The sequence below is a fragment of the Variovorax sp. W2I14 genome, assembly GCF_050435205.1.
Taxonomy (GTDB): Bacteria; Pseudomonadota; Gammaproteobacteria; order Burkholderiales; family Burkholderiaceae_C; genus Variovorax; species Variovorax paradoxus_C.
On the sequence record NZ_JBNDJX010000001.1, the window covers coordinates 4,863,122 to 4,879,125 of the forward strand.

The 16,004-nt window shown below is 64.1% G+C and carries 9 protein-coding genes; all 9 read right to left on the reverse strand.

The annotated features are described in order from the left end of the window. Positions 1-3 precede the first annotated feature (3 nt). Positions 4-546, reverse strand: coding sequence for a hypothetical protein (locus QF040_RS22755; protein ID WP_429612928.1), 543 nt, complete (start codon positions 544-546; stop codon positions 4-6). Next, positions 543-1,202, reverse strand: coding sequence for a hypothetical protein (locus QF040_RS22760; RefSeq protein WP_429612929.1), 660 nt, complete (start codon positions 1,200-1,202; stop codon positions 543-545). Before QF040_RS22760 ends, QF040_RS22755 begins: the two co-directional genes overlap by 4 nt. Next, positions 1,190-2,656 carry a hypothetical protein gene (locus tag QF040_RS22765; protein WP_429612930.1) on the reverse strand — a complete coding sequence of 489 codons (1,467 nt, stop codon included), beginning with the start codon at positions 2,654-2,656 and terminating at the stop codon, positions 1,190-1,192. The genes QF040_RS22760 and QF040_RS22765 overlap by 13 nt, the downstream gene beginning before the upstream one ends. Before the next feature lie 11 nt (positions 2,657-2,667). Beyond that, positions 2,668-4,257 (reverse strand): GspE/PulE family protein, encoded by a 1,590-nt coding sequence (locus QF040_RS22770; protein ID WP_429612931.1) that lies wholly within the window; start codon positions 4,255-4,257, stop codon positions 2,668-2,670. After that, positions 4,254-5,378 carry a type II secretion system F family protein gene (locus QF040_RS22775; protein ID WP_429612932.1) on the reverse strand — a complete coding sequence of 375 codons (1,125 nt, stop codon included), beginning with the start codon at positions 5,376-5,378 and terminating at the stop codon, positions 4,254-4,256. The genes QF040_RS22770 and QF040_RS22775 overlap by 4 nt, the downstream gene beginning before the upstream one ends. Positions 5,379-5,511: 133 nt before the next feature. Next, positions 5,512-5,964 (reverse strand): type II secretion system major pseudopilin GspG, encoded by a 453-nt coding sequence (gspG, locus tag QF040_RS22780; protein ID WP_429612933.1) that lies wholly within the window; start codon positions 5,962-5,964, stop codon positions 5,512-5,514. Continuing rightward, the gene (locus QF040_RS22785; RefSeq protein ID WP_429612934.1) at positions 5,961-9,926 is read right to left on the reverse strand and encodes a hypothetical protein; all 3,966 of its coding nucleotides are present in this window, start codon (positions 9,924-9,926) and stop codon (positions 5,961-5,963) included. The genes gspG and QF040_RS22785 overlap by 4 nt, the downstream gene beginning before the upstream one ends. 164 nt (positions 9,927-10,090) lie before the next feature. Then, complete coding sequence (locus tag QF040_RS22790) at positions 10,091-10,705, reverse strand: hypothetical protein (protein ID WP_429612935.1); 615 nt, start codon at positions 10,703-10,705, stop codon at positions 10,091-10,093. Then, on the reverse strand, positions 10,702-15,993 hold the full coding sequence (locus QF040_RS22795) for an RHS repeat-associated core domain-containing protein (RefSeq protein ID WP_429612936.1): 5,292 nt from the start codon (positions 15,991-15,993) through the stop codon (positions 10,702-10,704). The genes QF040_RS22790 and QF040_RS22795 overlap by 4 nt, the downstream gene beginning before the upstream one ends. Positions 15,994-16,004 lie beyond the last annotated feature (11 nt).

Consider the following 16,004-nt stretch of genomic DNA (forward strand, 5'->3'; position numbering starts at 1 on the left):
CTTTCATTGGGAGCCGGTCCACGGCAGGCTTTGCTTCTGCCCAAGGGGCAGGTAGGTCAGCACGACCTGCCCGGCCTCGATGGCGTCGACGCGCCATTCGGGGTTGATGTTTTCACCGGGCCACAGCACCACGCTGTCGCCGTTGAATGTCGCGAACATGGCCGTCCTGTCGCCTTCCTGGTAGCGGCCCAGCAACTGCAACGGTGCAGGCGGCGCGCGCGGCGCCACGGGTTCGGACGCGGCCGGCGGCGGCGCCTCGACCCTGGTGGCGGGCGGGGGCTCCCAACTCAGTGACGCGAACAGGTTCGAGTCGTCGCCATCGAGGTCGTCGCGCGAGCGCAATCCGAGCACGTCGGCTGCACCACCCACCGACCGTCGGCTTTCCAGCTGCGTCGGCACCGTCATCGGCACCGGGCGCGTCGCCGCATCGGACACGGCAGGCCGCTCGACGACCTGCACCACGGCATCGTCCTTGGCCGGCGCGAAGTACACCGCGAGCAGCGTGGCCGCGAGGGCCAGGACCAGCATCACCCTGCGCTGCGTCATGGCGCGCCTCCTTCCGGTGTTTGCAGAGGCGCCGGCATCGGCGGTGGCATGCCGGACGATTCGCGCGCCTGTGCAGCGGGCACAGCAGGCCAGCCGGTGATCAGGGTCCATTGCACGATCGCCTCGATCTGCTCGGCCTGGATGCGGTCGCGCTTGAACTGCACCGACTCGAACACGAGGCTGCGATTGCCGGCCAACGCACGCTCCAGGAAGCGTTGCACCGCGGGCGCGTTGCCCTTGATCGGCATGGTCATCCGGTAGCGCACGAACTGGCCGACCTCGTCGTTCTGCGCGCGGTATTCGCCGCGCGAGAGCACCAGCTTCTCTTCCACGCCGAGCTCGAACAGGCGCTCAAGCACTTCGGGAATGTCGTCATGCGCGGGCAGCACCTGCTCAAACTTCTGCAGGTTGGAGAGTTCCGCCACCGGTCGCGGCAACGACTCGCCCGTCTCGGCGGCCGCATCCATGGCGCGCAAGCCGATGCGCTGCTCCCTCACCTGCACCACGGCCGCGGCGAGCCCGCAGATCACGAGCAGCCCCAACAGGATCGCGAGGCCGTCCGGCCCTGCCATGCGGTAGAGCCGCTGCGCGCTGCGTCGGCATTGCCACCAGCCATCGGCCAAGGCGTGACGCGTCCAGCGTGTCAGTCCTTCCATGCGACCTCCACGGTGAAACGGTAGGCCGCTCGCTGGCTGCCCGCCTGGGCGGCGGCGCCATCGGGCACCTCGTGCCTGACGAGATAGGCGTGATTCAGCGGCTTGCGGTCCGACAGGAAGGCGACGTAGCGCGTCATGTCGGTGCTCGCGGGCGCCTCGGCATGGACCTTGAGCGTCGGGCGCGACACGCGCGCATCCGCGGCCCCGCCAGGTCCGGCGCCGCGCTCCCGCCCCGCCACCAACTCAAGGCCCAGCAGCCCGACGCGGATGTCCTTCGGCGGCTGGAGCGCACGCAGCAGGCGCGGCAGGGGAATGTTGAGTTCGGAGACCACGCCATTGACGGCAGCGATCCGCTTGGCCTGCTCCGCCGAAGGTGGTGGCGCTGCGGGCACCACGGCCGCGCGCCGCGCCGCCGAGGCCGCATCGAGGGCCTCCTGCAGCCGGGCTTCGTTGCGCCAGAGTGCGAAGCCGGAAAAGCCGATGCCGCCGAGGACACATGCGAGCACCAGCAGCTTGACAGCGGAAGGACGGGCGGCGCGCGCCACCGCATCGAGCGCATGCGCCGCCACCAGATCGCGCCGGCCTTGCGGCGTGACCCACCACGCCATCGGGCCGGTGGCGCTGGAGAGCGGATCGTTCGGCGTCAGGTCGGTCACGGAAAACAGCGTGGCGACTTCGGGCGAAGAAGGCGTGGGCACGGCATTCCACCCCAGCCGCTGGACGATGGCCGCGACGGACGCTGCCAGCTCGCGCGCCGCGGGCCGTCCGACGCCATCCGGATGAAGTCCGGCATGCAGGGGACGGATCAGCACCTCGTCGATGCATGCCGAGGCCCGCTGGCCCCGCACAAGGATCACCTGACGCGCCGATACGTCGCCCGGCTCGAGGATGGCCAGCACGCGTTCGGAATGCGCGGGCGTCTGCCCGGGCGTATCGCTGCCGCGCCAGGCCAGCGCAGACAAAGTGGTGACCGAGTGCGGGCGCGTCTTCAGTGTTGCGGCCAGCCGGTCCACATGTTCGAGCAGCGACGCCGGATAACAGACCGCGAGCCGGGGCTGGCGAAGCGGTGCATCGTCCAGTCGCAACAGGTCGCCGGACAGGACCTCGTGCCCCGCTTCGCGGAGCTCGCCGCGCGCGGCCGAAACGGCGGCGCCCGGGCGGTACTGCGCCGCGTTCCATGGCACGGAGGCGCTGGGCACCCACTGGTCGGACACCAGCACGCGCAGCTCGGCGCCGCGCTGCAAGGCGAGTTCGGCCTGGCAACCGCGGCCGAGCGCTTCCATGGCCGTCGACACAGCGGAGGGCCATGCGTCGATCGAAGCCATGGGCTCGTCGACGATCGGCTGCTCGTAGGCCGCGTCGAACAGCATGCGCAACTCGGCGCCGCGTCGCACGGCCCAGGCCGCCTGCAACCGCTGCGCGCCGATGTAGATGTAGAGGACGGGCTTCGACATGAACAAACCTCTCAACCCGCCACGCGCGCGACTTCGTCGAGCGTCGTTTCGCCGGAGGCCACCAGCTCGAGCGCCATGTCGGCCAGCGGTATCCAGCCGGCCAGCCGTGCTTCTTCCTTCACGACGGAGATCGAGGCCTGCGCGGCAATCAGCTCGCGCAGCTTGTCGTTCATCACCAGCACCTCGGCCACGGCGCGCCGCCCCTTGAAGCCGGTGCCGCGGCAATGGCCGCAGCCCTTGCCGGCCCGCAAGGTCCAGGTGCTCGTGGCGGCCGCATCGACGCCCACAGCCTGCATGGCCTCGGGCGTCGGCACCACCGGCTCGGAGCACACGGGGCAGTTCACGCGCACCAGCCGCTGCGCCACGATGCCGTTGAGCGCCGCCGAAAAACTGTAGGCGTCCACCCCCATGTGAAGGAAGCGCCCGAGCACGTCGAACACGTTGTTGGCGTGGACCGTGGTGAACACCAGGTGGCCCGTCAGCGCGGCCTGCACAGCGATCTGCGCGGTCTCGTCGTCGCGGATCTCGCCCACCATGATCTTGTCGGGGTCGTGGCGGAGGATGGAGCGCAGCCCGCGCGCGAAGGTCAGCCCTTTTTTCTCGTTCACCGGAATCTGCAGCACATGCGGCAGGCGGTACTCGACCGGGTCTTCGATGGTGATGATCTTGTCGCGGCCCGTGTGGATCTCGGTGATGGTTCCGTACAGCGTGGTCGTCTTGCCCGAGCCCGTGGGCCCCGTCACCAGCAGCATGCCGTGCGGCTTGCTGGCCAGCCGCCGGATCGATGCCTTGGTCTGCTCACGCAGCCCAAGGCTTTCGAGCGTGAGGCTCTGCGCCTGCTCGGTCAGGGCCTTGCGGTCCAGGAGCCGCAGCACCGCGTCCTCGCCAAAGATGCTCGGCATCACCGACACCCGGAAGTCGATGTCGCGATCGCTCACGCGCACCTTGAAGCGTCCGTCCTGCGGAATGCGGCGCTCGGCGATGTCGAGCTCGGCCATCACCTTGACGCGCTGGATCACCTGCTCGGCCATGTCGGCGCCGGACACTTCGGTGATGGAGACCAGCACGCCATCGAGCCGGTACTGCACGCGCAGCCCCTGTGCGTCGCACTCCAGGTGGATGTCGCTCGCGTTGAGCTTCAGCGCGTCGTACAGCGTCGAGTTGACCAGCTTGATCACCGGGCTCGTCTCCTGCTGGATCGAGACCATGCTGATCAGCGCCGCCAGTTCGCCGTCGTCGGCCTCGGCCTCGACCGCCTGGAAGCCGTCCATCGCGCGCATCTGGCGCTCCTGTTGCGCCAGCAGGCCGTCGAAGTCGTCGGCATCGACGAGCCCGACCGCCACGTTGCGAATACCCAGGCGGCGGCATTGGTTGAGCCCCCAGGTTTCGGCGGCGGCATCGCGGTGATCGGTCAGCGCGAGGTAGACCTGGCCCGCACCGGTCGGATCGTCGGCCGGCGACTGCAGCACCGCGATCTTGCGCGCCACCGCGTCGGTGTAGCCGACCGCATCCCAGCGCGTGCGCAGCTCGCGCAGGCGCGCCATGTCCATCCACACCAGACCCAGCGAATGCGCGAGCTCGACCGTGTTGGGCGTGCTCATTGCAGGCTCCCCGCGAGTTCGAAGATCGGCATGTACATCAACACCACCACGAGGCCGATGACCAGGCCGATGGCCAGCATCAGCACCGGCTCCAGCAGCTTGGAAGTGGCGTCGATCCAGCGCGTCATTTCTTCGTCGTGAAAGCGTGCCGTGCGATCGAACATCGGCGCGAGCTGGCCCGAACGCTCGCCCACCTGGACCAGCGACTTCGCGACCGGCGTGGCAAGGCCGAACTGGACCAGCGCCTGCGATACGCTGCCGCCCTCCTCGATGCGCTCGCGCGCACCGACCAGCGCCTTGCGCTGCGCGGAACTGAGCAAGCCGCCCACCATGCCCATCGCGCGAGGCAGCGCGATGCCGGAAGACAGCAACAGGCTCAGCGCGCGATAGAAGCGGCTCAGCCGGAACAGGTCGGCGCGCGGCGCCAGGCCCGGCAACCGCAGCGCCAACTCGACCAGCTTCTGCCGCGTTGCGGCCTGGCGCAACTGCCACACCGCCAGAACGACCACCGCGGCCAGCAGGCTCAGCGCGATCACCGCGTGGTCGTAGACCAGGTGGCCGATCGACAGCAGCACGCCTGAAGCCCAGGGCATCGGGCGGCCCGAGCTTTCATACACCGCCGCGAACCGCGGCACCACGTAGCCCAGCAGGAACAGCGTGACGAATCCGCCCACCGTGACCAGGAGCGCCGGATAGATGGCCGCCGACACCAGCTTCTTGCGCAACACGTCGAACTGCTGCTGGTAGGCGATGAATCGCTCCATCGCTTCGGGCAGGTTGCCGGTGCGCTCGCTGGAGCGGACCGTTGCCACGTATACCGCGGGAAACTGGAGCGGATGGGCCTCGAGCACGTCGGAGAAATTCTTGCCCTCGCGCAGGCTCGCCTCGACGCCCGACAGCAGCACACGCGTGGGGCCCTGCGACTTCTCGACCAGCGTGTTGAGCGCCTCGCCGAGATTCAGGCCCGCCTGCAGTAGCGAATGCATTTCCTGGCTGAACAGCAGCAGGTCGAAGGCAGCACCACGCGTTGCTGCGGCCGCCGCGCCCGTTGTCCGCGCCTGGACTCTCGATCCATCGCCAGCCGGTTCGCCCGCATCGGACGAGGCTTCGACTTCGAGCACGCGCAACCCGTCGCGGGCGCGCCTGCCGCGTGGCTGCCGCGGCATCCAACCCGGCAAAGCGCATCCAGCTGCTTTGCCCATCACGGCCCTGGACCCGGAGCCGCACACCCGCCGTAGCCATCAACCCGCCAACTCAATGAAAGGAGACATCGGCGTTCTCTTTTTCGCCGCCGGCCTGCCCGTCCTTGCCGTACGAGAGCAGGTCGAATTCCGCCGTCTGCCCCGGTGTGCGGTAGATGTATTCCTTGCCCCACGGATCGGGCGGTATCTTCTTCTGCATGTAGGGGCCGTTCCACTTGGCCTCGCCGTTCGGCTTGACCACCAGGGCCTGCAGGCCCTGCTCGGTGGTCGGGTAGCGGCCGGTGTCGAGGCGATAGGCGTCGAGCGCCTTCGACAGCGCATCGATCTGCGCCTTGGCCGTGCTCTGCTCGGACTTTCCGATCTGCGAGAAATAGCGGGGACCGACGATGGCGGTGAGCAGACCGATGATCACGATCACCACCAGGAGCTCGAGCAGCGTGAAGCCGCGCGCGCGGCGAAGACCCGAACCGGAATGCCCGCAGGCGTGTATTTGCTTTTGCTTCATGGCTGTACCGTGACGGTCCAGTGGAATCCGAGTCCAAGCTCGAATGCCATCGGAGGAACCAGGATCCCCGCGCGAACGGTGATGGTGTCGTTGGTCTTTGCGGTTTCGCCCGCACCGACCGCGCCGAACACCAGCGTGTCCTCCACCACCGTGATGCCGCTGAGCGGCGGGTTGTTGAACTTCGCGCTGACGCCCGAGACCGGCAGGCCGGTATTGGTCAGCTCGCCACGCAGCGTGTACTCCACCGTCAGCAGGTTGACCATCCGCTGGCTCACCACCTTCAAGCCGCACAAGAGGATGTTCGGGTTGCTGGTGCTCGCCATCGTCTCCATGTTGTCCTGGTTGACCAGGTTCACGGGCGCGCCGGAGATGCCGATGTAGTTGGGATCGTTGGAGACCGCCTTGCCGTTGGTCACCTGGTAGCTCTTCGAACCATCCCGCACGCAGTCGTTGCGGCCGCTCACCACCACGTTCTGGTCCACCGACCAGTTCTGCGGCGTGAAGACCAGCTGGGCCGGCGACGGCTCCCCTTCGTGCGCGTTGCTCGATGCGACCGGGACCGTCACGTTGGCGGTCGGCGCATTGGCCAGGCGCACCTTGTAGGAGGCCGAAGCGCCCTGCTCGGAGGTCGTCAATCCGGACGCGGCCGTCACCACGATGCCGCCCGATGGCGATTCGGCCGGAATGACCACGGTGCCCGGCGCATAGGCGCGCCCCATGCCGCGCGAGTCGTAGATCACCGCATAGACGTAGTAGGTGCCCGTGGAGAGCGCCGACACGTCCCACACATGGCTGCCCGATTGCGTGCCCGCGCTCTGGCGCAAGCCATCGACGATCAGGTTGCCCGCATAGCCCGAGGCACTGGTGCTGTAGTACAGCGCCACCGTCGGCTCGATGTTGGGGTCCACGCCCTCCCAGCGCAGCGTGACCTGCTTGCGCTGCGCACCGCCCACCGTCACCGTGTCAGGCACGGTCGGTGTGGCCGGCGCGGTCAGGCCGATGCTCGGGTTCTGATACGGACCCGTGCTGATGTAGAGCACCGCCGGCGCGCTCCAGGCGCTGGTGGCGCCCGAGGCGTCGACCGCGCGCACATGCCACCAGTGCGTGGCCTTGTCTTCCAGCACCGTGCCCACGATCAGCGCAGTGGTGTTCGACATGCCGCTGGCCACGCGCTGCGTAAGGCCCGCATCGCGGAACACCTCGAACTCGTAGCGCACCGCCTCGTTCTCCGGGTCGATCACCGGGTTGGCTTCCAGGCTGGGCTGCTGCGTGGCGGACCAGGCACCGCTGCCCGGGTTCTTCACCGTCGGCGCGGGCGGCGGGTCGTTCACCGCGTTCATCAGGAAGTGGCCGGTTGCCCAGGCCGATTCCGCATGGCCGTCCTGTGCCTTGGCGCGCCACCAGTAGGGCTTGTTCTCCACGAGCGCGGGCGTCACCCAGGTGGTCGAGCCGGAGCTGTTCTGCATCACCTGGCCCGACGTGCGCTTGTCGGATGAATCGAAGGTGTTGACCGAATCGATCTCGAACACATAGGTGATCAGGTCGTTCTCGGGGTCGGTGCTGTTGAGCACCGTCAACGGCGTGGCGGGGGTTGCGCTCTGCCCGCCCACGGGCGGCGACACGATCGCCGGCAGCGTCGGCGCGAGGTTGCCGGTGTTGACGATGAACAGGCGCGAAGGCGTCGGCGTGACCGCACCCAGCGCGTCCTTGGCGATCACGCGCCAGTAGTAGCGGCCGTGGTTCACCAACGGCGTGGGCACGGTCCACGAGGTGCTGCCGCCGGCCGTTTCCGGCAGGTCCGCGGCCTGCACGACGATGTCCGTCAGTGCGGCGTCGCGGTAGACGACGACGCTGTAGGTGATGGCGTCGCCGTCCTTGTCCAGGCTGTTGGTCCAGTCCAGCGTGGGCACCAGCGTGGTCACGTCGGAGCCCGGCACCGGGTTGGTCAGGTTGAAGTTGTCCGGCGGATCGTTGAAGGTGTTGACGAAGAAGCGGCCGTTGACCCAGGGGCTGTAGATGGTCGTGCCGTTGAACCCACGCGCGCGCCACCAGTACTTGGTGTTGTCGCTGAGGTCCACGCTCACAACCCAGCCGGTGGGCTGCACCACCGTGCCGGTACCGTTGCCCGGCAATGCCGGTGCCTTGTCGACCAGGCCCGTGGCGACCTGCTGCGTCATCGCCTCATCGGCATAGACCTCGAACTGCACCTTGGTCGTCGGGTCCTTGGCATCGGCCGAGGTCATGACCTGCAGCGTCGGGCGCAGCGTGGTGACCTGCGCGCCCGAGGCCGGGCTGTCGATGGTCGGCGTTCCCGGTCCTGGCGGCGGCACATCGGTCTCCACCTTGATGCTCGCCGCGCGGCTCGCACTCAACGTGCCGTCGGTGGCCGTGTAGTTGATGAGGTAGTTGCCCGCCGAGCCCGTGCCCGGCGTCCAGCTGAACGTGGCGCGTGCCACCGTCGGACTTTGCGGACTGGCCGCCTGTGGCGTGAAGCTCGCGCCCGTGGGCAGCGGCGCCGCCACTAGCGTGACCGGCGTGCCCTGCGGACTCGACGCTTCCACCAGGAACGACACCTGCTGGCCGACCTTGGTCACGCGATCAGGGATGAACTGGATCACCGGCGGCAATGCCACCTGCGGCGGCGCCTGGAAGTCGCTCTCGTAGACGCCCGTGGTGTTGACGTCGAAGAAGTTGACGAAGTACTCCCACTGCTTGGTCGTCACGTTGCGGCTGCGCGAGAGCCAGACGTTCTCGGGCAGGATCTGCTTGGCATCCGAGCGCACCACGTTGCCGATGGCCTTGGTGCCGTTGAACGGGTCGCGCATCTTCGCGAAGACGAAGCCGTCGGTGGGCGGCATCGTGAGCTTGTAGGTGGCCGCGCCCTGCGAGTTGGTGCCAGCCTGCAGTTGCGCCACCGTGCTGCGGTCGGTGACCAGCGTGTCCACACCTTCGGATTCGTACACGCGGATGTAGTCGCCATCGACCGCGAGGAAGTCGCGCACGGTGTCGCGGCCCGGCAGATCGACGCGCACGTCGCGCAACAACGGATGGGCATTGGTCGCCTGCAGGATGGAGGTGACCGCACCGCCCAGCTCGTCCGCATGGCTGAAGCTGGCGCTGAACTCGGTGAACTTGCCCGAGAGCGATGTCTCCATGACCCAGCGCCCGGTCTTGCTGGTGGTGGCGGCGATGTCGCCGAAGTTGATCAGCAGGGTGTTCTGCGCGGGCGCGTCGTTGACGTAGCTGCCGGTGAGCTGGAAGTTGATCAACAGGCCCTGGTTGTTCTCGATGATCTTGGGCTGGGCCGAATCGATCTTGAGGTTGCGCGCGGCCGCCTGGCCGTTGTTCTTGACACGCACGCCCAGCGTGAAGGGCACCACGGGCTCGATCTCGGCCGTGAGCGGATCGTCGGCCTCGACTTCGCGGGGCAGGAAGTAGTCGAGCGTGAGCAGCGGCAGCGGTTTGACCGTCACCACATCGGGCGAGACCTCCAGGGTCTGGTCTTCACCGGCGTAGCGGTACTTGAGCGTGGCGCCCACGAGGTACTTCTTGCCTGCGGGGGTGAGGCCCGCCGAGCCGGGGGCGGGAATGATCAGCCAGTTGATGACGGCAGAGGTGGCCGGGCTGATGGTGCCAGTGCCGGTGACGTCGGAGATGTTCTGCTTGTTGGAGACGCGGATGAAGAACTTCGCGCCGCTGGCGTTGGGGTCTTCGGTGACGGAGACCGGCGTGCCGTTCTCCTCCATGACCTTGACCACCACCGAGACGTTGGAGATCACGCCACTGTCGGTGGTGTTGTTGATCTTCATCTCGGCGTCGAATGCCTGGCGCTCGAGGGTCAGCTGTTGCTTGATCTGGATTTTTACGCTGGCGCAGACGGTTTCCTGGGGGAAAGCGGGCGCGACAAAGCCGCAGGCGGCAAGCGCGCCTGCGCATAGGAACCTGACCAGTTTGTTTTTCATCCTCCGACCCTCTTTTGCTTTTCAGTGAGCGCTAGTTTTGTGCGTCATTAATATTTTTCGCGATCAATTTCGCGAATCGGCGCTGTTTTTGTCAAGAAAAAATTACCCGAAATCATCGATTGGACAGATACCCAACCCATCCGCCAAAAAAAGAATTGGTCCTCCTACATCATCGCCAAATATTTTCTCGCCCAAACGGAATTTATTTCCGAATGGTTTTTTGCAAACGCCATCACGTAATCAAAGTCACTTGGGCGATTCAATTTTCGCGCAGCCAATAGCGCATGAATGAACGATCTCATGCCCAATTTTGCGCCATTCTCCAGATGAAATCTCACCCCCTTAACAACATGCTCAAGAGTCATGCAATCTTCGAGCTCATTCAAAGCAGGGCGATATATCTCCATGAATTCGAGTACTTGCTCACTTACATCCGTTGACGGACTCAAGCGCCAATGGCGCGTCGGATTTCCTGGCACCAAGGAAAGTCCGTGTCGGCCTTCAGTCAAGCCCACATCCTCATCGTAGATTCGCAGCGATTCAATGGGTCGTTCTGGGCGAAAAATTGGATTGAATGCATCGTAAATTACGGCGCCAAGCATTTGCCAGAGAATCTCCCCTTCCTCCTCGTGTCCAATCACCCTACTGAATTTAAATATGCAGGTTGCCTCCTCGAATTTTTTTCGCATTTCAGCTCCGGATTTTTTGAATCCGTATGCCTTAAATTCAATAGAAATAAGTCTCTGCACTTCTTTGTAATTATCGAGGGAATTTTTCATGGCTGATGAACAACGGTTGTTTTATGCCCGAGATTTTGCTCGATCCACTGATCTTTGGAGATTTGACTGGCGCTGCGCTTTGCGCCACCTTTTTTGCATTCAAGAAGACCAACGATATTCTTAAAGCGATCTCTCACGGTGATGTCGGGATAACGCATTCCAAATGGTGTTTTTATCCCGCTACCCTTTCCTCCATTTGTAGCCGTGTGCGTACCTGTGTTGTTAATTGAGTTGGTTACGTCAGTTTCAAGCTGCTTGCCATTTGACCTGTTCTGCTGAACAGAGTTATGAACCAATATCCCCTCTTCACCCACGAAGAAGGTATGCAAGTTTTCAACTTCGAGATTAAAGACTTTCAGCGTCTTTAATTCGATTTGAATGTCCGCAATGGTGGAGGTTTGGACTGCCCTGTCCTCACCATCCCCATTGCCCCTGAGCAGTAACTTGCCCCCCTTTTTCAACAGGATGGCGTCGCGCCATCCTTCCGTCGTGCGGAAAGGGTGGCCATCCGTGGCCGTCAGCTTCTCGCCTGTATCTAATGTCAGATGCACCAGCCGCTGGAGCTTCTCACTACTGATGATGTCGCTCACTTTTTCGTAGCGAGTCGCGTCCGGCGCGCGGGCAGCAGAAGCACTACGGGCTGGTGAATCCTGAACCTGCGGTTCCTTTTGCTTCGGGTTCAGCTGGCGGCTTTGACTGAGCGCGCCGTCCACCACGGCCAACTCGTCCCAGGCCAGCACTTCATCTCCAACTCTGATGTCCACAATGGGCTTGAGAGCCGACTGACCATCTTGGCCTCTGACATGCACCAAGGTGTGACCAGGGAAGCTGTTTAGGCCTTTGTCGACCAGCCCCCCCTCGCCAAATCTGGGCAATCCAGGCAGCGACACCGACGGCATGGTGAAACCACCACCACCACCACCGCCGCCCTCCCCGCCTCCAGTTGCAGCTCCAGCGATCCCAATGGCGGCTCCAAATGCGCGAGCATATTTGCAAGGTTTCGGGATGGGAATCAGAGACCACAAGCAATCCTTGGCACATTCCTTGAACGATGCCACCAAGTCCGGATCGTCACAGCTCACGCCCAGCATTTGGCCTGCGGCATCCATCGCCACATCCATACCCACACAGCTAACCATGCAGGCTGTGTAGCGACGCGCCGCCCATCTGATCGCGGCGCCGGCCGCAGCACGTGCGCCGGCCCATGCTGCGGGGACAAGAAACCCCAGTTCTCCCGTTGAGTCAACGAAACGGTTGGGCGATGCGCCTGCATAGGCATACGGATTAATGCCCCCCCCTAAACCAACCGGGTCGCGCGCGGTGTAGCGGCCCGTGTCAGGGTCGTAGTAGCGACGGTCGTTGTAGTGCAGACCGGTTTCCGCGTCCCAATATTGGCCGGGATAACGCAGATAGCTGGTCAGAGCCGTGGCCGCGTTGGTGGTGGTCTGCGTGGTGGCCTTGCCATAGGCGTCGTAGCTAGCACTCCACACCACCGTACCGGCCGCATCAGTGATGCGCTGTGGGGTGCCTAGATGATCGTTGTGGTAGTAGACAGTGCGCCACGTGCCGGGTTGACTCTTGTCGGCCAACCGTGCATAGACGGGTGCGGTACTGGCTTGGTTCTGCGGGTTCCAGCCATAGGCGGTCTGGATTTTTCCCGCTCCGTCGGCTTCGGCCAGGATGCCCCACTCGCTTTGAAGATAGTGGATGACAACATTGCGAATGTCACTATCGCTCGGCCCCGCAGCGCTCAGGGTGGCGGAGTTGCCCAGTTCCTTGCGGATGCGGCGGTCGAAGGGGTCGTATTGATAGCGCGCGATGAGGTCACCGGCACCATCGTGTACTTCAGTCAGACGCGTCAGCGCATCCCATGTGTAGCGCGTGGTTCGCGCGGGCTCGGTCTTGCTGGTATCGATCTTTTGCGTGAGATTGCCCGACGCGTCGTATTCGTAGCTGACGGTGCCAGCGCCGCCCGCAGCAGGGCGTTGCGTCAGTTGGCTGGCACTGTCATACACCCAAGTGCCGCTGCCTGTTTTGCTGTGGGTCAGGCGATTGCTGTTGGCGTCGATAGTGAAGGCTTCGCTGCGCCCGCTCAACGCGCTGGCACCAAGTGCCTTGAGCTGCCCTGCGTCATCCAAGGTGTAGTCGAAGGTGTTGCCATCGATGCTGGATTGCGTGACTTCCGACAGCTTGCCGAACTTGTTCTGCAATTCGAACACTGTCGCCTGGGCTGGATTGACAACCTTCAAGCGTGTGAGCCCCTGGTAGGCGTCGAACTCCATGCGCTGCTCGGTACCACCGGGCAGCACCACCTTCTTCGGCGCAAACCATTGCCATTCGGTCACCGACAAGGTGCCTGCGCCAGGAATCGTGAGGCTTTCCAATACGCCGGCATCGTCGTAGCCGTACTCGATGGTGGCGCCATCTGGCCCGGTGTATGTCTTGATCTCGTAGTTGCCCTCGTACGAATACGCGTGCGTGAGATTGAAGCTGCCGTAGTTGACGGTTTCGCTGCTTAACTGGTTGGCGTCGTCATAGGTTCGCGCTGCGCTGTAAGTGCCGTCGTTCCAGGTCAGGAGATTGCCGGCAGCGTCGTAGGTGAAGCTGGTGGTCTTGGTCAGCGTGGCCTGGGCGTCGTACTCGCGCTGGGCGGCAATTCGACCCACGGCGTCGAGGTCGTAGGCAACCTTCTGCCCATTGGCCCGAGTGATCGTGTTGAGCCAGCCGTTGGCATCGTGCGTATAGGCGGTGGTGTTGCCCAGAGCATCCGTCGTCGAAGCCGGCAGATTGCGTCGATCGTAGGCCATGCGCGTGGACTTTCCGTTGGCATCCACGACCTCGATGATGTTGCCGCGCGTATCGCGTATCAACCTGACCGTGTTGCCCAGAGGATCCTTGACTTCACTGACCTCACCGTACGGTGTATGGCTGTAGTAGCGAGTCTTGCCGTTGGCATCAGTCACGGTTTTTTGACGGTCCGCACCATCCCACGTGTAGCTCTCGATGCGAGACTCGGCGCCTGCCTTGTCATTTGTCAGCGTCGTTCGCTCGCGTGCGTCGTAACGGAACTGGCGCTGAAAGGTGGGATAGCTCAGCTGGCTTGGCTTCCGCGCACCTTTGTCAGCACCGTCCGGCTCGGCATAGTCCAACGAATAACTCTGGCCTTTGGCATCGGTGGCCTTTGTCAGCCGGACGAGCGCGTCATAGTCCATCCGCATGGACTTGCCGCCGCCATCGGTCACGGATGTCAGTGAGCCCTGCGTGTTGTAGTTCGAGGCATAGGCCGCTCCCTTGGGATCGCTCTGCTTGAGCTCCCGGCCCATCTTGTCGTAGGTGAATTGATACACCTTGCCGCGTTCGTCGGTCGCCGACGTCGGGTTGCCTGTTGCGTCGTATACGGCCGCGATAGTCCTGCCCAACGGATCTGTTTCAGAGAGCTGGTTGCTATCGGCGTCGTAGATGTACTTCCACACTGCTCCGGTGGGGCTGGTGTACTGCATCAGATCGCCGAGGCGGCTGTAGACGTATCCACGCTGCTTGCCTTCCGGATCGATGGTCTGGGCCAGTTGGCCTGCCTGGTCGTAGCTCAGGCGCCAGGTGGCATCTGGGGTGACAGTGCCGTTGGTTTCCGTCCTGCCCTTACGCGTGATGCCGGAGGACCTCCCTGCCGCATCGCGCTGGTACTCGGTGATGCGCTCATCGGGCAGTCCCATTGCTTCGATGATCTTCGTGAGATTGCCCTTGCCGTCGTACTCGTAGCGGGTCTTGACTCCCAACTCATCCGTTTCCTCGACCGGGTTCAGCAGATTCGCGTCGTAGCTCGTCGCGCGCTTGCTCCCGTCCGGATACTCGATCTGCGTGATCTGCTCGAACTCGTCTCTCGTGTAGGTGGTAGCGAAACCCCTGGCGTTGGTTCTGGTTTCGGTTCTTGTGCTGGGGTCCCGCTTGACCTCGATCTCGGTGCGTCCGTTGACCTCGTACCTCACCAGATCGCCCGCGCGGTCATGGCTGTAGTCTTCGGTGCGCCGGCCGGCGTCCGTTGCGGGGCCCTGCACCTTGCTGTAGAAAAGCTTCTTGGTGCTGTCCCAGCTGGAGCCGTAGTCCGTGACGCCGCCATCGGCCGCCGTCATGCTCTTGACGGTGTTGCCCTCGGCTTCGTACGTCAGTTTAGTTTCACTGCTTCTCGGGTCAGTTGTCTTGATCAGCCTGGACTTGCTGTCGTAGTCGTAAGCAGTGGTGTTGCCGCGCACGTCGACGACGGCAGTCATATGGCCCTGTGCGTCGTACGTGTAGGTGACGGTGCGCTGCGGCAGGTCCAGGCTGTTGCCGGCCTGCGGCCAATCCTTGGCCTGCACGAGATAACCGGCTGCGTTGTAGTGCAGCGTGATCAGGACGTTGCCGCTGATGGCAGTACCGCCAGCACCACCATCGACGATGCGCACCAGTTGGCCCGCCGCATTGCGCTGCAGCCAGATGGCGTTGTTGTTCTTGTCACCATACCGGCTCATCCGGCCTTCGTCGTCATACTCGGCCCACTCGCCGGACTTGTCGCTCCAGCGCCAGCCGCTGGCGACGTTCGCCGCGCCGATCAAGGGCACGCTGCCTCCCACGGGAACGGCGCTGCCCGCCGGGAGCTTGAAGATGGCCTGCTTCCTTAGGAAGTAGCGGTTCTTGAAGATGTAAGTTCCGCCGGCACCGACATACAGTTGGCTTTGGCGGCGCCAACCCTCCATGACTTCGCTGGAGCTGCCGCCGACGTTGCCGCCGATGCTGGCGCAGCCGCTCGCGAAACCCGTGGTGATCACCGTGTCCAGCGGAACTGCCGTCTGGCTGTAGCTGCGATTGAGCGGCAGATAGGTTTCGGGGGGTACCGCCGGGGCCGGGGTGCTGCCGCCGCCTCCGCCTATCGGAACGGTCACGCCGTTGCCGGGCTGCCAGTCCTCGTCGACCCAGATCCAGCAGGTCGAAGGCGCGCTGCTCTGGTTGCCGTAGCTCATTCCGGGTGCACCGCCACCGGTGCTCTGCGTCATGGATGGCTTGAAGCTGGCGGAGATGCCGTCCCAATTGCGATTGAAGCGCCAGCCCGTTCCGTTGAAAGTGCGCGTCCATTCGACCGGGCCGGCGGCAGTCTGCACGCTGAGGTCGACGACATCTGCGTTCATGGTGCCGTTCGGCGGAACGACATTGCCTTGAGCCACGACGGCCACGGGCAGGACAAGACAGAGCAATGCCGCCAGTGCTGCGCCCATGCGGCACACCACGCGCCCGATGCTTTTTTGTGTATTCATTCTTTTCTCTT